The organism is Actinomarinicola tropica (assembly GCF_009650215.1).
Lineage (GTDB): Bacteria > Actinomycetota > Acidimicrobiia > Acidimicrobiales > SKKL01 > Actinomarinicola > Actinomarinicola tropica.
The window spans coordinates 692,432-707,304 of record NZ_CP045851.1; the positions used below are offsets into that span (position 1 = coordinate 692,432).

The 14,873-nt window shown below is 73.2% G+C and carries 13 protein-coding genes; 8 read left to right on the top strand and 5 right to left on the bottom strand.

The window, feature by feature from the left end:
• Nucleotides 1-112: 112 nt before the first annotated feature.
• On the top strand, nucleotides 113-2,338 hold the full coding sequence (katG, locus tag GH723_RS03535) for a catalase/peroxidase HPI (protein ID WP_153758351.1): 2,226 nt from the start codon (nucleotides 113-115) through the stop codon (nucleotides 2,336-2,338).
• Here katG and GH723_RS19105 read toward each other — a convergent pair whose 3' ends face one another.
• Entirely contained in the window at nucleotides 2,339-2,995 is a 657-nt protein-coding gene (locus GH723_RS19105; RefSeq protein WP_324248595.1) for a glycosyltransferase, read from the bottom strand. It lies immediately after the preceding gene.
• Entirely contained in the window at nucleotides 2,973-3,548 is a 576-nt protein-coding gene (locus GH723_RS18710; RefSeq protein ID WP_229023030.1) for a glycosyltransferase, read from the bottom strand. Before GH723_RS18710 ends, GH723_RS19105 begins: the two co-directional genes overlap by 23 nt.
• 121 nt (nucleotides 3,549-3,669) lie before the next feature.
• Here GH723_RS18710 and GH723_RS03550 point away from each other — a divergent pair, with 121 nt between their 5' ends.
• Genes GH723_RS03550 through GH723_RS03575 form a run of 6 tightly spaced genes read left to right on the top strand, consistent with a single transcriptional unit; the run spans nucleotide 3,670 to nucleotide 8,741 of the window.
• Nucleotides 3,670-5,094 (top strand): FAD-dependent oxidoreductase, encoded by a 1,425-nt coding sequence (locus GH723_RS03550; protein ID WP_153758354.1) that lies wholly within the window; start codon nucleotides 3,670-3,672, stop codon nucleotides 5,092-5,094.
• Between the two features lie 33 nt (nucleotides 5,095-5,127).
• On the top strand, nucleotides 5,128-5,493 hold the full coding sequence (locus GH723_RS03555) for an ArsR/SmtB family transcription factor (protein ID WP_153758355.1): 366 nt from the start codon (nucleotides 5,128-5,130) through the stop codon (nucleotides 5,491-5,493).
• Nucleotides 5,490-6,146 (top strand): SRPBCC domain-containing protein, encoded by a 657-nt coding sequence (locus GH723_RS03560; RefSeq protein ID WP_153758356.1) that lies wholly within the window; start codon nucleotides 5,490-5,492, stop codon nucleotides 6,144-6,146. Before GH723_RS03555 ends, GH723_RS03560 begins: the two co-directional genes overlap by 4 nt.
• Before the next feature lie 48 nt (nucleotides 6,147-6,194).
• Nucleotides 6,195-7,643 carry an NADH-ubiquinone oxidoreductase-F iron-sulfur binding region domain-containing protein gene (locus tag GH723_RS03565; protein WP_153758357.1) on the top strand — a complete coding sequence of 483 codons (1,449 nt, stop codon included), beginning with the start codon at nucleotides 6,195-6,197 and terminating at the stop codon, nucleotides 7,641-7,643.
• Nucleotides 7,640-8,299 (top strand): histidine phosphatase family protein, encoded by a 660-nt coding sequence (locus tag GH723_RS03570; RefSeq protein ID WP_195210505.1) that lies wholly within the window; start codon nucleotides 7,640-7,642, stop codon nucleotides 8,297-8,299. The genes GH723_RS03565 and GH723_RS03570 overlap by 4 nt, the downstream gene beginning before the upstream one ends.
• On the top strand, nucleotides 8,289-8,741 hold the full coding sequence (locus tag GH723_RS03575) for a ParB N-terminal domain-containing protein (RefSeq protein WP_153758359.1): 453 nt from the start codon (nucleotides 8,289-8,291) through the stop codon (nucleotides 8,739-8,741). The genes GH723_RS03570 and GH723_RS03575 overlap by 11 nt, the downstream gene beginning before the upstream one ends.
• Nucleotides 8,742-8,745: 4 nt before the next feature.
• Here the strand turns inward: GH723_RS03575 and GH723_RS03580 are convergent, their stop codons facing one another.
• A complete protein-coding gene (locus GH723_RS03580) occupies nucleotides 8,746-8,991 on the bottom strand; it encodes a hypothetical protein (protein WP_153758360.1) in 246 nt (81 codons plus the stop codon).
• Nucleotides 8,992-9,071: 80 nt separating this feature from the next.
• Between GH723_RS03580 and GH723_RS03585 the strand changes: the two genes are divergently transcribed.
• On the top strand, nucleotides 9,072-10,808 hold the full coding sequence (locus GH723_RS03585; protein WP_153758361.1) for a lipase family protein: 1,737 nt from the start codon (nucleotides 9,072-9,074) through the stop codon (nucleotides 10,806-10,808).
• 3 nt (nucleotides 10,809-10,811) lie between these two features.
• On the opposite strand, the gene GH723_RS03590 is transcribed toward GH723_RS03585, so the two are convergent.
• Both GH723_RS03590 and GH723_RS03595 read right to left on the bottom strand, forming a co-directional pair.
• Nucleotides 10,812-13,193 (bottom strand): efflux RND transporter permease subunit, encoded by a 2,382-nt coding sequence (locus GH723_RS03590; protein ID WP_195210506.1) that lies wholly within the window; start codon nucleotides 13,191-13,193, stop codon nucleotides 10,812-10,814.
• Entirely contained in the window at nucleotides 13,190-14,782 is a 1,593-nt protein-coding gene (locus GH723_RS03595; protein ID WP_153758363.1) for a DHA2 family efflux MFS transporter permease subunit, read from the bottom strand. Before GH723_RS03595 ends, GH723_RS03590 begins: the two co-directional genes overlap by 4 nt.
• Between the last annotated feature and the right edge of the window lie 91 nt (nucleotides 14,783-14,873).

Consider the following 14,873-nt stretch of genomic DNA (forward strand, 5'->3'; position numbering starts at 1 on the left):
GATCGAGTGCGCCTATCGCGACGGAAGGAACAATCGCGTCGGATACCCCTGGATCGGCCCTGCGCCCGGGTTTACGGTCGGTCCACGACGAGGGACCACAGGGGAGAGGGACATGGCTGAGAACGCCGAGAACACCCGCAGCACCAGCGAGAGCGAGAACCCGGCGATCGACGCGCCGGAGCCGAAGACCGGCGGACGGCCGCACACCAACCGCGACTGGTGGCCCAACCAGCTCGATCTGAACGTCCTGCACCAGCACTCGCCACGGGGCAACCCGCTCGGGGAGGACTTCGACTACGCCAAGGAGCTCGAGTCGCTCGACTACGACGCCCTGAAGGCCGACCTCACGGCGCTCATGACCGACTCGCAGGAGTGGTGGCCCGCCGACTACGGCCACTACGGCGGCCTCTTCATCCGCATGTCGTGGCACGCCGCCGGCACCTACCGCATCGCCGACGGCCGAGGCGGCGCCGGTGACGGCTCGCAGCGGTTCGCACCGCTGAACAGCTGGCCGGACAACGCGAACCTCGACAAGGCCCGTCGCCTGCTCTGGCCGATCAAGCAGAAGTACGGCAGCAAGATCTCGTGGGCCGACCTGCTCGTGCTCGCCGGCAACGTGGCCCTCGAGTCGATGGGCTTCCCCACCTACGGGTTCGCCTTCGGGCGCGACGACATCTTCGAGCCCGAGGAGGTCTTCTGGGGCCCGGAGGACACCTGGCTCGGCGACGAGCGCTACGCCGGCGACCGCGAGCTCACCGGTCCGCTCGGGGCGGTGCAGATGGGGCTCATCTACGTCAACCCCGAGGGACCCAACGGCAACCCCGACCCGCTGGCGTCGGCCCGTGACATCCGCGAGACCTTCGCCCGCATGGCGATGAACGACGAGGAGACCGTCGCGCTCATCGCCGGTGGCCACACGTTCGGCAAGACCCACGGTGCCGGCAACCCGGACCTCGTCGGCCCGGAGCCGGAGGGCTGCCCGGTCCACAACATGGGTCTCGGCTGGATCAGCAGCCACGGCAGCGGCAAGGGCCGTGACGCCATCACCAGCGGCCTCGAGGGTGCCTGGACGCCCACGCCGACCACCTGGGACAACAGCTTCTTCGAGACGCTGTTCGGGTTCGAGTGGGAGCTCCACGAGAGCCCGGCCGGCGCCAAGCAGTGGCGGCCGGCCAACGGTGCCGGGTCCGACCTCGTGCCCGACGCCGAGGGCGACGAATCGATCCGCCACGCGCCGATGATGTCCACCGCCGACCTCGCCCTGCGGTTCGACCCGATCTACGAGCAGATCTCGCGCCGCTACATGGAGAACTTCGAGGAGTTCGAGCAGGCGTTCGCCAAGGCCTGGTTCAAGCTCCTGCACCGCGACATGGGCCCGATCGAGCGGTACCTCGGCCCGTGGGTGCCCGAGGAGCCGCAGATCTGGCAGGACCCGGTGCCGCCTGTCGACCACGAGCTCGTCGACGACGCCGACGTCGCCCAGCTGAAGCAGACGCTGCTCGACAGCGGCCTGACCACCGACCAGCTCGTCGCCACCGCGTGGTCGGCGGCCGCCAGCTACCGCGACACCGACAAGCGCGGCGGTGCCAACGGCGCTCGCATCCGCTTCTCGCCGCAGAAGGACTGGGAGTCGAACGAGCCGGAGCAGCTGGCCTCGGTCCTGTCGACCCTCGAGCGGGTGCAGCAGGACTTCAACGGCGCGCAGTCGGGTGGCAAGAAGGTGTCGCTGGCCGACCTCATCGTCCTCGGCGGGTGCGCCGCGGTGGAGAAGGCCGCCCGGGACGCCGGGTTCGACGTCACCGTGCCCTTCACGCCCGGGCGCACCGACGCCACCGAGGAGATGACCGACGCCGAGTCGTTCGACTGCCTCGAGCCCACCGCCGACGGGTTCCGCAACTACCTGCGGCCGGGCGAGAAGCTCTCGCCCGAGACGCTGCTGCTCGACCGGGCCAACCTGCTGTCGCTGTCGGCTCCCGAGATGGCGGTCCTCGTCGGGGGCATGCGGGCCCTCGGTGCCAACCACGGCGGTTCCACGGCCGGCGTGTTCACCGATCGCCCCGGCGTGCTGACGAACGACTTCTTCGCCAACATCCTCGACATGGGGGTCGAGTGGTCGACGTCGCAGGACGTGGAGAACCACTACGACGGCAAGGACCGGGCCACCGGGGAGACCCGCTGGACCGCCACGGCCGTCGACCTCGTCTTCGGCTCGAACTCCCAGCTCCGGGCCATCGCCGAGGTCTACGGGGCAGAGGACGCGAAGGAGCGGTTCGTCCGTGACTTCGTGAAGGCCTGGGACAAGGTGATGAACCTGGATCGGTTCGACCTGCACCGCTGATCATCCCGCCGCCGAGGCCGTGGCCACGACGGCCTCGGCGGCGACCAGCGCACCGTCGGTGCGCACGCGGCTTGCGACGTCCGCCGCGCGCTCGACGGTCACCCGGTCAGACGCCGCGTCCAGCGCGGCGGTGAGGGACGCCACGCTCGCGGCGTGGCGGGACACCTCCGTGCCGATGCCCAGCTCGGACACGCGCCGGGCCCAGTGGTACTGGTCGTACTGCTGAGGGACGAGCACTTGAGGGACGCCGGCCAGGGCGGCGGCCGTCGTGGTCCCGGCCCCACCGTGGTGGACGGCGACGGCGACGCGCGGCAGGAGCGCCCGGTGGTCGACGTCGTCGACGACGAGCAGGTCGTCGGCCGGCGCGGGAGCGAGGCCCGCCCACCCCCGGTCCACGACCGCGCGCCGACCGAGGTCCCTCGCCGCATCCAGCGCGGCGCGTCCGTCCTCGGCGGCGCCCGCCATGCTCCCGAAGCCCACGTAGACCGGGGGCGGACCGGCGTCGAGGAACGCGTCCAGCTCCGGAGGCAGGGGCGACGGGGTGCCCTGCCGCAACCAGGCGCCGGTCGTGTGCACCACGGTCTCCGGATCGCTCCAGGGGGCGAGTACCGGATCGGCCGCCAGCCAGGGGACGTCACCGAGGACGTGGTCGCGCACGCCCCCGACGGACGGCAGGCCCCGGGGCCGCCCGGTGCGCGTCGAGGGCCTCTCCGAACATCGCGTCGAAGAGGGCAGCGTCGCGCGCCCACAGCGCGGCGACGTCCTCGACCGTGCCCTCGGGGATCGAGGGCGGCGCGTGTCCGGTCGAGGGGAGGACCACGGGCGAGTAGGCGACGAACACGTAGGGGATCCCGGCGGCCTCCGCCACCGACCGTGCGCCGATCTGCAGCGCAGTCGCGGCGACGAGGACGTCGCAGCCCCTGACGGCATCGTCCAGCGCCTCGAACTGCCCGGCGACCGACGCCTCGGCCAGCGCCCGCCGCTGCTCCGCCGTCGGTGGTGCGGCGATGTCCGGCGTCGGGGTGGCCGGCGGGGTGCGCAGCGGCGGCCCCACGGTCGTCACGCGGAAGCCGAGCGAGCGCACCCACCCCGCGAAGTCGGGCGGCACGCACAGGCGCGACTCGTGCCCGAGCTCCCGTAGGGCTTCGGCCAGCGCGACCAGCGGCTGCACGTCGCCACGGGTCCCGATCGTCGACAGCAACGCACGCACGTGTCCCCCTCCCGCCAGTGCGGACCCTCCGCCCGAGCTGGGTGATCGAACCCCGCCGGAGCCGCTTGCGGCAATCCCCCCGACCCGGGGTACGTTGACGGCAGCGGGGTAGGCGGGCCGGATGTCCGAGCACCGATCCGCCTGGCTTGCCACCGCCGAGCACCCGCACTTCCCTCCGCTCGACGGCGACCTCGACGTCGACGTCGCGGTGGTCGGCGGCGGCATCACCGGTCTCACCGCCGCGCTGCTCCTGCGGCGCGACGGCCACCGGGTCGCCCTCGTCGAGGCCGACCGGATCGGAGCGGGGACGACCGGCGGCACCACGGGGAAGGTCACCGTGCAGCACGGCATGGTGTACGCATCCTTGATCGAGCGGCACGGCGTCGAGCGGGCGCAGGCCTATGCCGCGGCGAACCGCGCCGCGGTCGAGGAGGTCGCCGCACTCGTCGCCGAGCTGGGGATCGACTGCGACCTCCGACGGGCGCCGGCCTATGCCTACGTGCGTGACGAGCAGATGAGGGGCGACCTCGAGGCCGAGCACGACGCCGCGACCCGAGCCGGGTGCACCTACACCGCGACCACCGACATCGACCTGCCGTTCGAGGTCGTGCTGGCCCTACGGGCCGACGAGCAGATCCTCCTCCACCCGTCGCGGTACACGGCGGGTCTGGCCCGGGCGCTGGCGGACGAGGGTGTGCACGTCGTCGAGGGCACGCGGGCGACGGGCGTCGACGAGCGCGACGACCACGCCGTCGTCCACACCACATCCGGGCGCGTGCGGGCGGCGCAGGTGGTCGTCGCCACCCTCATCCCGTTCTTGGACCGCGGCGGGTTCTTCGCGCGGATGCGCCCGACGCGCGCCTACGGCATCTCGCTGCGGCTGGGGTCCGACGCGCCGCAGGGGATGCACATCGACGTCGGACCGGGCGGGATGTCGACCCGTCCGTGGAACGACGGCGGGCGACCCGGGCTGGTCGTCGTCGGGTCCTCGCACCCCACCGGCGCGGCCGACGTCGGGCCGGACCGGTGGGACGACCTGGAGCGGTGGGCCCGGGCGCACGTCGACGTCGAGGCCGTCGTGCACCGCTGGTCGGCCCAGGACCACACGACCGTCGACGGGATCCCCTACGTCGGACGTGTGCCGATGTCGACGCGCACGTTCGTCGCCACCGGCTTCCGCAAGTGGGGCCTCAGCAACGGCACCGCAGCGGCACGCCTCCTCGCCGACCTGCTGGGGGGACGGGAGGGGCCGTGGCACGCGGCGTTCGATGCCACGCGGATCGGCGGCGCGGCGACGCTCGGCGACACGGTGAAGGGCAACCTCGAGGTCGCCGGGCACTTCGTCGGCGACCGGCTGTCGCGTGGACGGACCGGCCCCACCTGCACGCACCTGGGGTGCGCGCTGCGCTGGAACGGGGCCGAGGGCAGCTGGGACTGCCCGTGCCACGGGTCCCGCTTCGCGGCCGACGGCCAGGTGCTCGACGGTCCCGCCGTGCGGGCGCTGCGGCTGGACCCAGACGCATCGCCCGGACAGCATCAGCCTTGACGTATATAAGCGGTTCCTGATAGACCGTCGGACATGGAGGCGTTCGACGTCCTGGGGGACCCCGTCCGACGGCGGATCCTCGAGCTGCTCGCCGGCGGTGAGATGTCCGCCGGCGACGTGGCGGCCCGCATCGGCACGGAGTTCGGCATCAGCCAGCCGGCGGTCTCCCAGCACCTGCGCGTGCTGCGCGACAGCGGCTTCGCCACCGTGCGCCCCGAGGGCCAGCGTCGCCTCTACGCCGTGCAACCGGAGGCGTTCGCCGAGGTCGAGGACTGGATCGCGGGGCTCCGGCAGTTCTGGGAGCAGCACCTCGACGCCCTCGCCACCGAGCTGGCTCGCGGCCGCCGCGAGCGGCGCACCACCGACCGACCACCACGACAGGGGACGACAGGACGATGAAGGACCTCATCCAGGAGATCGAGCACGCCGAGCGCACGCTGCGGGACGGCACGCTGCCGGCCGGGGCCGCGAAGGTGGTCGTGATCGAGCGCACCTACGACGCCGACATCGACGACGTCTGGGACGCCATCACCTCGCCCGAGCGCATCCCCCGCTGGTTCCTGCCGATCACCGGCGAGCTGCGCCTCGGCGGCCACTACCAGCTCGAGGGCAACGCCGGCGGGGAGATCCGGGTGTGCGAGGCGCCGACGCGCCTCCAGGTCACGTGGATCTTCGGCGAGGCGCCCGGTCCAGAGGACTCATCGATCGTCGAGGTGCGGCTCCGGTCCGACGCCACGTCGTCGACGACCCTGACGCTCGAGCACTCCGCCGTCGTGCCGCCCGAGATGTGGGACCAGTTCGGTCCTGGCGCCGTCGGGGTCGGCTGGGACCTCGCCCTCCTGGGGCTCGCCGGGCACCTCGACGGCGTCGACATGGGCTCCCCGGAGCAGGCCGACGCCGACCCGGCGATCCAGGCCGCCATGCGGGCGAGCAGCGCCGCGTGGGGCCGGGCGTCGGAGGCCGCGGGCGTCGCCGCCGACGTCGCGGCCGGCTGGGAGCGGGCGACCACCGACTTCTACGTCCCGCCGAGCGACGAGGGCGCGACCGGCTGAGGGTGCGCGCGGGGTTACCGGTCGCGACCGGGGGGAAGGGGGCCACCCATGGCTGCTGTCACGCGCGTCCTCGATCCCGAACCGGTCACGTCCCTCGAGGCCTACGTCGAGCGCGGAGGCGGCGCAGGGCTCGAGGCGGCGCTGCGGATGGGTGGCCTCGCCGTCATCGAGGAGCTCGATGCCGCCGGCCTCCGCGGGCGGGGCGGCGCCGGCTTCCCCACCGGGACGAAGTGGCGCACGGTCGTCGAGAACCGGGACCCGACCGTCGCCGTGACCGTCGTGGTCAACGCCGCGGAAGGCGAACCGGGCTCGTTCAAGGATCGGATGCTGCTCCGCCGGAACCCCTACCGCGTCCTCGAGGGGGCGCTCATCGCAGCGTCGGTGGTCGACGCCGACCGCGTCGTCGTCGCGACGAAGGCGTCGTTCACCGGGGAGCGCGATGCGATGGAGGCGGCGATGCGCGAGGTCGAGGCCGCGGGCTGGGCTCCGGACATGGCCCTCTCCGTGGTCGGCGGTCCAGGTGAGTACCTCTTCGGGGAGGAGACCGCGCTGCTCGAGGTCCTGGCCGGGCGAGGACCGTTCCCCCGCGTGGCGCCGCCGTACCGCCGGGGCATCGATCCGACCGACGACACCAGCGCCGAGGCCGAGCTCACCGGTCCGTCCGGGCCCGGCACCGGCGACCCGGCGCTGGTCAACAACGCCGAGACGATGGCGCACGTCGCGATGATCCTCGCGGAGGGGCCCGACTGGTTCCGGGAGGTCGGCACCGCGGACTCCCCCGGGACGGTCGTGTGCACCATCTCCGGCGACGTCGAGCGCAGCGGCGTGGTCGAGGTGGCGATGGGCACCCCGCTGTCGGAGGTCATCGCGCTCGTGGCCGGCGACCCCCGCAAGGGCCGCCGCTGGTCCGCCGCCCTGTCCGGGGTCGCGAGCAGCGTGCTCCCCGCCGAGCTGTTCGCCACACCCCTCACCTACGAGGACATGGCCGCCGCCGGATCCGGGCTGGGCGCGGCCGGGTTCATCGTCCTCGACGACGGGACCGACCTCGTCGCCCTCGCCGAGGGCGTGTCGCGGTTCCTGTCGATCGAGTCCTGCGGCCAGTGCCTGCCGTGCAAGCTCGACGGCACGACGATCACCCGGCTCCTCGAGCGGGTGCGCACCGGCCGGGCCGACGAGACGGCGCTCCTCGCGCTCGACGACCGGTTGAACACGGTCACCCGAGGCGCCCGGTGCACCCTGGCCGAGCAGCACCAGCGGGTCGTCACCAGCGCGCTCGAGCTGTTCCCCGACCAGGTGCAGCGGGCGCTCGATCGGGACCCCGACGACGAGGAGGGTCGGGTCGATCCCTACTTCATCGCCCCGATCGTCGACATCGTCGACGGGGAGGCGATCCTCGACGACGCCCACGCCCGCAAGCAGCCCGACTGGAGCTTCGACGCCGTCGACTCGGGGCAGCTGCCGGTGGATCGCATCCGGGTCGCCCGGTCGGGCTCGTGAACCTGGTCCTCGTGCGCCACGGCGCCGCGCACGCCGGCTTCCACGGGGTGATCGGCGGTCCCCGCGGCTGCGCGGGGCTCACCGACGTCGGCCGCGAGCAGGCTGCCGCGCTCCGCGACCACCTGGCCCGCACCGGTCGGGTGCGCGCCGACGTGCTGCTCTCGAGCACCATCCCCCGGGCCATCGAGACGGCCGAGATCATCGCCCCGGCCCTCGGGTTCGAGACCTTCCCCCACGAGCACGACCTCTGCGAGGTGCACACCGGCGAGGCCGACGGGCTCGAGTGGGCCGAGTACGGCGTGAAGTACGGCGGGTTCGACATGGAGGCCGAGCCCGACCGGGTCTTCGCGCCGCAGGGCGAGAGCTGGAACGGCTTCCACACCCGCGTCGGCCAGGTGCTCGATCGCCTCGCCGACGAGTACGTCGGTCGCACCGTGGTCGCCGTGTGCCACGCCGGGGTGATCATGGCCTCGCTCCGCGTGCTCCTCGGCATCCCGCACCCCGGCACGGGGACGCGGATCCAGCCGACGAACACCGGGCTCACCGAGTGGGAGTGGGAGAAGGACAGGGAGCGCTGGACGCTCCACAGCTTCAACGAGTCGGTGCACCTGCTCGAGGGTGCGTCATCACAGGTGGAGGCCTCACATGACCGCTGACCAGCGGTTCGACCTGGCGTCGGCCCGTCGCGCCGGCGAGCGGGACGAGCTCGGCGCGTGGGTCGCCGAGTTCCTCGCGAGCCCCGGGAGCGACAACGCCGAGCTCGGGGAGATCCTGAGCGACCAGGACCTCTGGTGGCTCGGACCGGTGCAGGTCCCGATCGACCAGCTGCACCGCCTCGCCGGGCCGCCGGGCGATCCGGTCCTCGTGCCGGTGAAGGACGAGGACTGGCGCGACGACGTCGAGGACCTGGAGGAGAAGGTCGAGGAGGGGTGGGAGCCGCCCCCGGTGGTCGTCACCTGGCGCGACGACCAGATGGTCCTCGAGGACGGCAACCACCGGGTGGAGGGCATGCGCCGTGCCGGGGAGCGCGAGGCGTGGGCGGTCATCGGGTTCCACGACCCGGAGCACCGCGAGCGCTTCCGGGTGCCCCGCTCCTGATCGCTCAGTGCCCGGCGCTCTCCTGCGCCTTGGCCGCCAGTCGGGCCGCAGCCACCATGAAGCCGAAGCCGGCGCCTCCCCAGATGCCGACGAAGAGACCGACGCCCAGTGCCCCGGCCACCTCCTCCCCGAGCACGACGCCGATCGCCGTGACGGCGACCGTGACCAGCACGAGCCCCGACACGGTGGCCAGTGCTGTGCTGACGACCGGCGAGCGCGTCGATGACGGGGTGAGCAGGGTGTCGGACATCGATCCTCCTGGGGTTTTCTACAGCAAACACTACAAAAAAGGGACGGCCATGGCGAGCCGGCGCTAGCGTCCGGCCTTCGATGGGTGGAGAGCACGGTGGTCGCCCGACCACAGCGTCGGCGTGGCGGCTACCGCTCGGCGTCCGTGCCGTCCTCGGCGTCGTCGCGGTCCTGATCGGCGGCTGGCTCCTCCCGCGGCCGGTGGCGGCCTTGGCGGTGGTCGTGTGGCTCCTCTCCGCTGCGCTGGTGGTCCAGGGCCTGCGGCTGCTGCTCGCCGCGCGGTCGCACGCCGCCCTCGCCGCTCCGTCCGCGGCCGCCCTCGTCGTCGGCGGTGCGGGCATGGCGTGGCCCGAGCACGCCGTCCGCGTGCTGGCCGTCGTCGTCCCCCTCGCCGTCATCGGCGCCGGGATCGCCGCGATCGTCCGCCGGCGTGGGACCACGCGCCCCGTGCGGGCATCGGCGGTGGCGGCGGGGCTCGCCGCGATCCTCCTCGGTGGCGTGGCCCTGCGCTGGCCGGACCTCACCGCCGTGGGCATCGGGGTGCTCGGGGCGATCCTGCTGGTCGTCGGCGGCGTGCGGGAGCTGGTGGCGGCGGCCGGGCTCGTCCCGCCCCGGCCCGGGCGTCGGGTGCTCCGGGTCGCGGCGCCCGTCGGCGCCGTCGTGTCGCTCGTCGTCGCCGTGGCGCTCGCCGGGGCCTCCGTCGTGCTCCACCGGGGTGAGCCCACTGTCCCCTCCTTCTACGCCACGCCCGACGACGTCCCCGACGAGGCCGGTCGCCTCGTGCGCGTCGAGCCGTACCTCGACGTGCCGGCCGGCGCCGAGGGGTGGCGGATCCTCTACACGACGACGGGCATCGGCGGTCGCCCCGCGCTCTCGAGCGGCGTCGTCGTCGCGCCGATCGAGCGGCAGGGTGCCCGACCCGTCGTCACGTGGGCGCACGGGTCGACAGGTGTGGACCGGACCTGCGCCCCGTCGCTGCTCGACGAGGGGCTGGAGGCCGGCGCGTTCTTCCTCGACGAGGAGGTCGTCGACCAGGGCTGGGTCCTCGTCGCCTCGGACTACGTGGGTCTGGGCACCGAGGGCCCGCACCCCTACCTGGTGGGCGGGGCCACCGCCCCGGCCGTGCTCGACGCCGTCCGTGCCGCGCGTGAGCTGGACGGGCTCGACCTGGCCGACGAGACGGTGGTGTGGGGCCACTCCCAGGGGGGTGCTGTGGCGCTGTGGACCGGTCAGGACGGGCCCGGCGACGCCGACGAGCTCGGCGTCGTGGGCATCGCCGCCCTGGCACCGGTGTCGGACGTCGGCGACATGGTCGACGTGCTCGACGTGACCTCTGGCGGGAGCATCTTCGCCGCCTACGTCGTGACCGGGTACGACGCGGCCTACGACGACGTCGTCCGCGACGACCACGTGGTGCCGACCGGGCGCCTGGTCGTCGACGGCCTGGCCGGCCGGTGCCTGGCCGAGCCGCAGATCGCCGTGTCGGCCATCACGTCGCTCGCCACCGAGATGACGCCGTTCACCGGCGTGGGGGAGGGGACGCTGGCCGCCCGGCTGGCCGAGAACGTCCCCGACGGCCCCTACGACGTGCCGCTGCTCGTCGCGCAGGGAGGCGTCGACCTGCTCGTGCGCACCGACATGCAGGAGCGCTTCGTCGCCCGGCTCTGCGCCCAGGGCGAGGACGTCGAGCTGCGCACCTACGAGGGACTCGGCCACGTGGCGCTCGTCGAGGAGCCCTCGCCCCTCGTGCCCGACCTCCTCCGGTGGACCGCGGCCCGGTTCGAGGGAGAACCGACCGACGCGGCCTGCGGGCCGTGACGTTCACGACCCGACGAGGACCTCGGATCCCGAGCGGCGCCGCTCGTGCTCGTGCAGCTCGGCCACGTCGCCTCGACGTGCCCGCCACTCGCCCCACAGCTTGAGGCAGGCGGGCTGGATGAGGATGGCGGCGACGAACGAGTAGAGGATCGTGATCGCCACGATCATCCCGAACTGGCGCATGGGGACGAGCGACGCGAACACCAGGACGCCGAAACCGGCGGCCGTCGTGAACGCCGAACCGGCCATCGCCCCGCCGGTGTGGGTGGCGGTCATGCGGATCGCCTCGTCGATGGTGTCGTAGCGGCGGCGATCCTCGAGGAAGCGGTGCGTGACGTGGATGCCGAACGGCACGCCGATGCCGATGCCGATGCTCGCGACCATGGCGGTCAGCACGTTGAAGCTGATGTCGAGCACCCACATCGTGCCGAGCACCCAGCTGACGACGGCGAGCGAGGGGATCATCGTGATGACGCCGAGGAGCGGCTTGCGCTCCTTGATGCCGTAGTAGGTGACGAGCAGCAGCAGGGCGGCGACGAGCGTGATGACGATGCCCTGGGTCTGGCTCGCCGTGAGCGCGTCGAGCGATTCCTCGAGGACGAGCGGCTCCGACGTGATCGTCGCCGTCAGACCGGCCTCCTCGAGCGGCGCCACCGCGGTCCGGAGCAGGGACTCGAGCTCACCGGCGCGGTCCTGTCCGGCGTTGGAGGCGATGACGAGCACGCCTGCGTCGTCGTCGGGGCCGAGCACGCTGACGGCGCGCGCCGGCAGCTCCGAGCGGACGAGCTCGTACAGCCCGGCCACGTCGGCGGCCTCGGTGAAGCCCGCCTCCGGCGCGTAGCCCAGGTCGGCCACCGCCCCGGCGGTGTCCGGATCGGCGGCCAGCTCGGCCACGAGCGCGGCGGGGGAGCTGACCTGCGCGGCGTCGCCGGTGGTGCGGACCAGGTCGGTCCCCGAGAGGTCGCGGGCGACGGTGAGCATCGCGTCGGCCGCCGCGGGGGTGGCGAGGTCGCCGTCGAGGACGACGAAGGTCGTCTCGGTCAGCTCGCCGCCGAAGCGATCGGCGATGCGGTCGATGAGCCGGCCGATCGCGGAGTCCGAGGGGATGAAGTCGTCCTGGGAGAACGTCGTCGTCACCTGGGTCGCGGCGACCGTGGCGAGGAGGCTCACCGCGAGGGCGACGCCGAGCGCGGCCTTCGGTGCGCGCTCGGCCACGACCGCGGCGCGGCCGCTCAGCAGCGCGAGCGCGCCCGGCCCGCGGTGCGCCTCGGCGACGGCCTCGGCGGAGGTCGCTGCCCGACGGGACCGCCGGGCGTCGAGGAGGTTCCGCGCCGCCGGGACGAGCATCGCCATGACGACGAAGGCGGAGATGACCCCGACCGCCACGAACACGCCGAAGTCGGCGATCGGCGGCAGGGGCGACGCCAGGTTGGTGAGGAAGCCGACGACCGAGGTGGTGGTGGCGAGCACCAGGGCGCCGCCGACGGTGCGCACGGCCATCGCCGCGGCCGCCGGAGGCCGCTCGCCGTGGCGCTGCTCCTCCCGGTACCGCGACGTCAGGTGGATGGCGTAGTCGATGCCGAGGCCGACGATGAGCACCGGCACGATGAGCGAGATCTGCGAGAACGGGCCGACGAGCCCGAGACCGTCGGGGCCGAGGATGACCCCGATCCCGAACGTCCACGTGATCGACACGACGAGGCCGACGAGGCCGAGCAGCACGTCGCTCACCGACCGGAACTGGAACAGCAGGATGCCGATGATGAGCAGGAACGACAGCCCGAGCAGACGGGGCATCTCCTCCTCAGAACCCGTCTGGAGCGCCGAGGAGAGGACGTACTGGTTGTAGGGGTCGACGTCGATCCCGTCCACGTCGACCTGGGCGTCGATCGCGTCAGCCAGCGTCGTCGACGCCTCGAGCGCCTCCTCCTCGGTCAGGTCGATGGGCAGGTCCACGACGACGAGCCCGGCGGTCACGGTGCCGGCCTCGAGGTCGGCATCGGTCGACAGGAGGGAACCGGCCCGGTCGCCGGCCTGGTCGAACGACGACACCGGGGCGACGCGGTCGCCGAGGTCCACGCCCGACCCCTCGATCGCCTCGCGCACCTGGCGTGCGGCCTCGAGGCCGTCGGGGCCGAGCACGTTGCCGCCCTCGCCGGCGTCGACGAGGACCTGGAGCGACGCGCCACCGGCTCCGAACTCCTCCTGCACCCGGTCGAGCGCCGCGGCGGCCTCGGAGTCGGGCGCGAAGGCGGTCAGCTCGCTGTCGCTCTGGGCGCCGCCGGCGAAGGCGCCGAGGACGATGGTGAGGGCGAGGAGGCCGACGAGCACGCGACCCGGGCGCGCCTCGGCGAGTCGGGCGAGGATCCCGAGGACGGTGTTCACAGCAGCGCCTCCCCGGCCGGGAGGTCGGCGTCGAGCACGTCCTCCGCCGCGATGTCGCCCTGCCGTGGGCCGCGCAGCACGAGGTAGCCGAGGGTCGCGGCGGCGACGCCCACGCCGAACCACATCGAGAGCTGCCACCCGTCCACCAGCGCCGACTGCGCGGCCTGGAGGATCCGGGGTGCGTCGCCCCCGAGCGCGGGTGCTGCGCCGAACGCCGCGCCGATGCCCTCCTCGACCTCGTGGGCGAGCTCGGCGGAGAGGCCGACGGTCGCGTCCGACACGCTCGACCGGTAGCCGGCGGACACGACCGAACCGAGCAGGGCGATGCCGATGGCGCCGCCGAGCTCCCGCACGGTGTCGTTGAGCGCCGAGGCCACCCCCTGCTTGGTGACGGGCAGCGACTCGGTGATGATCGTCGTCGCCGGGCTCATGCACAGGCCGATGCCGACGGAGAGCACGAGCAGGCCCGGGAGGACCGACATGTAGCCGCCCTCGGCCGAGACGAGCAGGGCGAGGAGCGCGAGTCCGAGGGCGAAGAGGCCGACGCCGATCGAGAGGATCGTGCGGAAGCCGATCCTGCTCGCGAGCACGGGGGCCGCCGCCGAGAGGGGCATCATCACGAGCACCATCGGGAGCATGGCCGTGGCGGCCTTGAGCGCCGAGTAGCCGAGCACCGCCTGGGTGAACTGCGGCAGCACGAGGAAGACGCCGAACATCACGGCGAACACGACGAGGAGGGTCAGCGACCCGGCCGCGAGTCCGCGGTGCGAGAACAGCCGGACGTCGAGGAGCGGCTGGTCCTGGCGGAGCTCCCAGACGACGAAGGCCGCGAGCCCGAGGAGGCCGGCGGTCATGCCGAGCATCGTCAGCGGATCACCCCAGCCGCGCTCGGGGCCCTCGTGGATCCCGAGGACGAGACCGCCGATGGCGACCGCCGACACGATCGAGCCGACGGCGTCGAAGCGCCCCTCGTGCACCTCCTTCGAGTCGTCGACCGCGGGGACCGTGAGCACGAACGACGTCACGGCGAGGACCGCCGGCATGGCGAAGAGCCACGGCCAGGTCAGGTAGTCGACGATGAACGACGAGACGAACAGGCCGATGATGCCGCCGGCGCCGGCGAAGCCGGCCCAGATGCCGATGGCCTTGGCCCGCTCGTCGGGCGGGAAGCTCGACGTGATCACCGACAGGGTGACCGGCATGATCATCGCCGCCGCGACGCCGGCGAGGACCCGCGCCGCGAGGAGGATCGTGGTCGAGTCCGCCATGCCGCCCATGAGGTTGGCGGTGGCGAAGAGGCCGAGGCCGGCGAGCAGCACGGGCTTGCGTCCCCACCGGTCGCCGATGGCGCCGACGGGCAGCAGGAGCGCGGCGAGGGCCATCGTGTAGCCGTTGATGATCCAGAGCAGGTCGTTCTGCGACGCCTGGAGGTCGAGGGCCAGGTCCTGCTGGGCGACGTTGAGGCCCGACACCGACGCCACGACGGCGACGAGGGCGGCGCACATGGCGACGAGGATCTGGCGCTGGCGTCGGGGGTCGGTGACCAGCGCGTGGTGCGCCTCGGCCTCGGCGGGCGGGGTGGCGGTCATGGGGCGGGGTTCCTCGGTGGAGTGATGTGAAACAGGACGGTACTGTACGATTTCTCGGCCGACGACGGAAGGGTGCGGAGGTGCGACATCG

Bases quoted from the DNA above. Each gene is read 5' to 3' on its own strand.
- katG (WP_153758351.1), top strand. From the start codon at position 113: ATGGCTGAGAACGCCGAGAACACCCGCAGCACCAGCGAGAGCGAGAAC.
- GH723_RS03550 (WP_153758354.1), top strand. From the start codon at position 3,670: ATGTCCGAGCACCGATCCGCCTGGCTTGCCACCGCCGAGCACCCGCAC.
- GH723_RS03555 (WP_153758355.1), top strand. From the start codon at position 5,128: ATGGAGGCGTTCGACGTCCTGGGGGACCCCGTCCGACGGCGGATCCTC.
- GH723_RS03560 (WP_153758356.1), top strand. From the start codon at position 5,490: ATGAAGGACCTCATCCAGGAGATCGAGCACGCCGAGCGCACGCTGCGG.
- GH723_RS03565 (WP_153758357.1), top strand. From the start codon at position 6,195: ATGGCTGCTGTCACGCGCGTCCTCGATCCCGAACCGGTCACGTCCCTC.
- GH723_RS03575 (WP_153758359.1), top strand. From the start codon at position 8,289: ATGACCGCTGACCAGCGGTTCGACCTGGCGTCGGCCCGTCGCGCCGGC.
- GH723_RS03580 (WP_153758360.1), bottom strand. From the start codon at position 8,991: ATGTCCGACACCCTGCTCACCCCGTCATCGACGCGCTCGCCGGTCGTC.
- GH723_RS03585 (WP_153758361.1), top strand. From the start codon at position 9,072: ATGGGTGGAGAGCACGGTGGTCGCCCGACCACAGCGTCGGCGTGGCGG.
- GH723_RS03595 (WP_153758363.1), bottom strand. From the start codon at position 14,782: ATGACCGCCACCCCGCCCGCCGAGGCCGAGGCGCACCACGCGCTGGTC.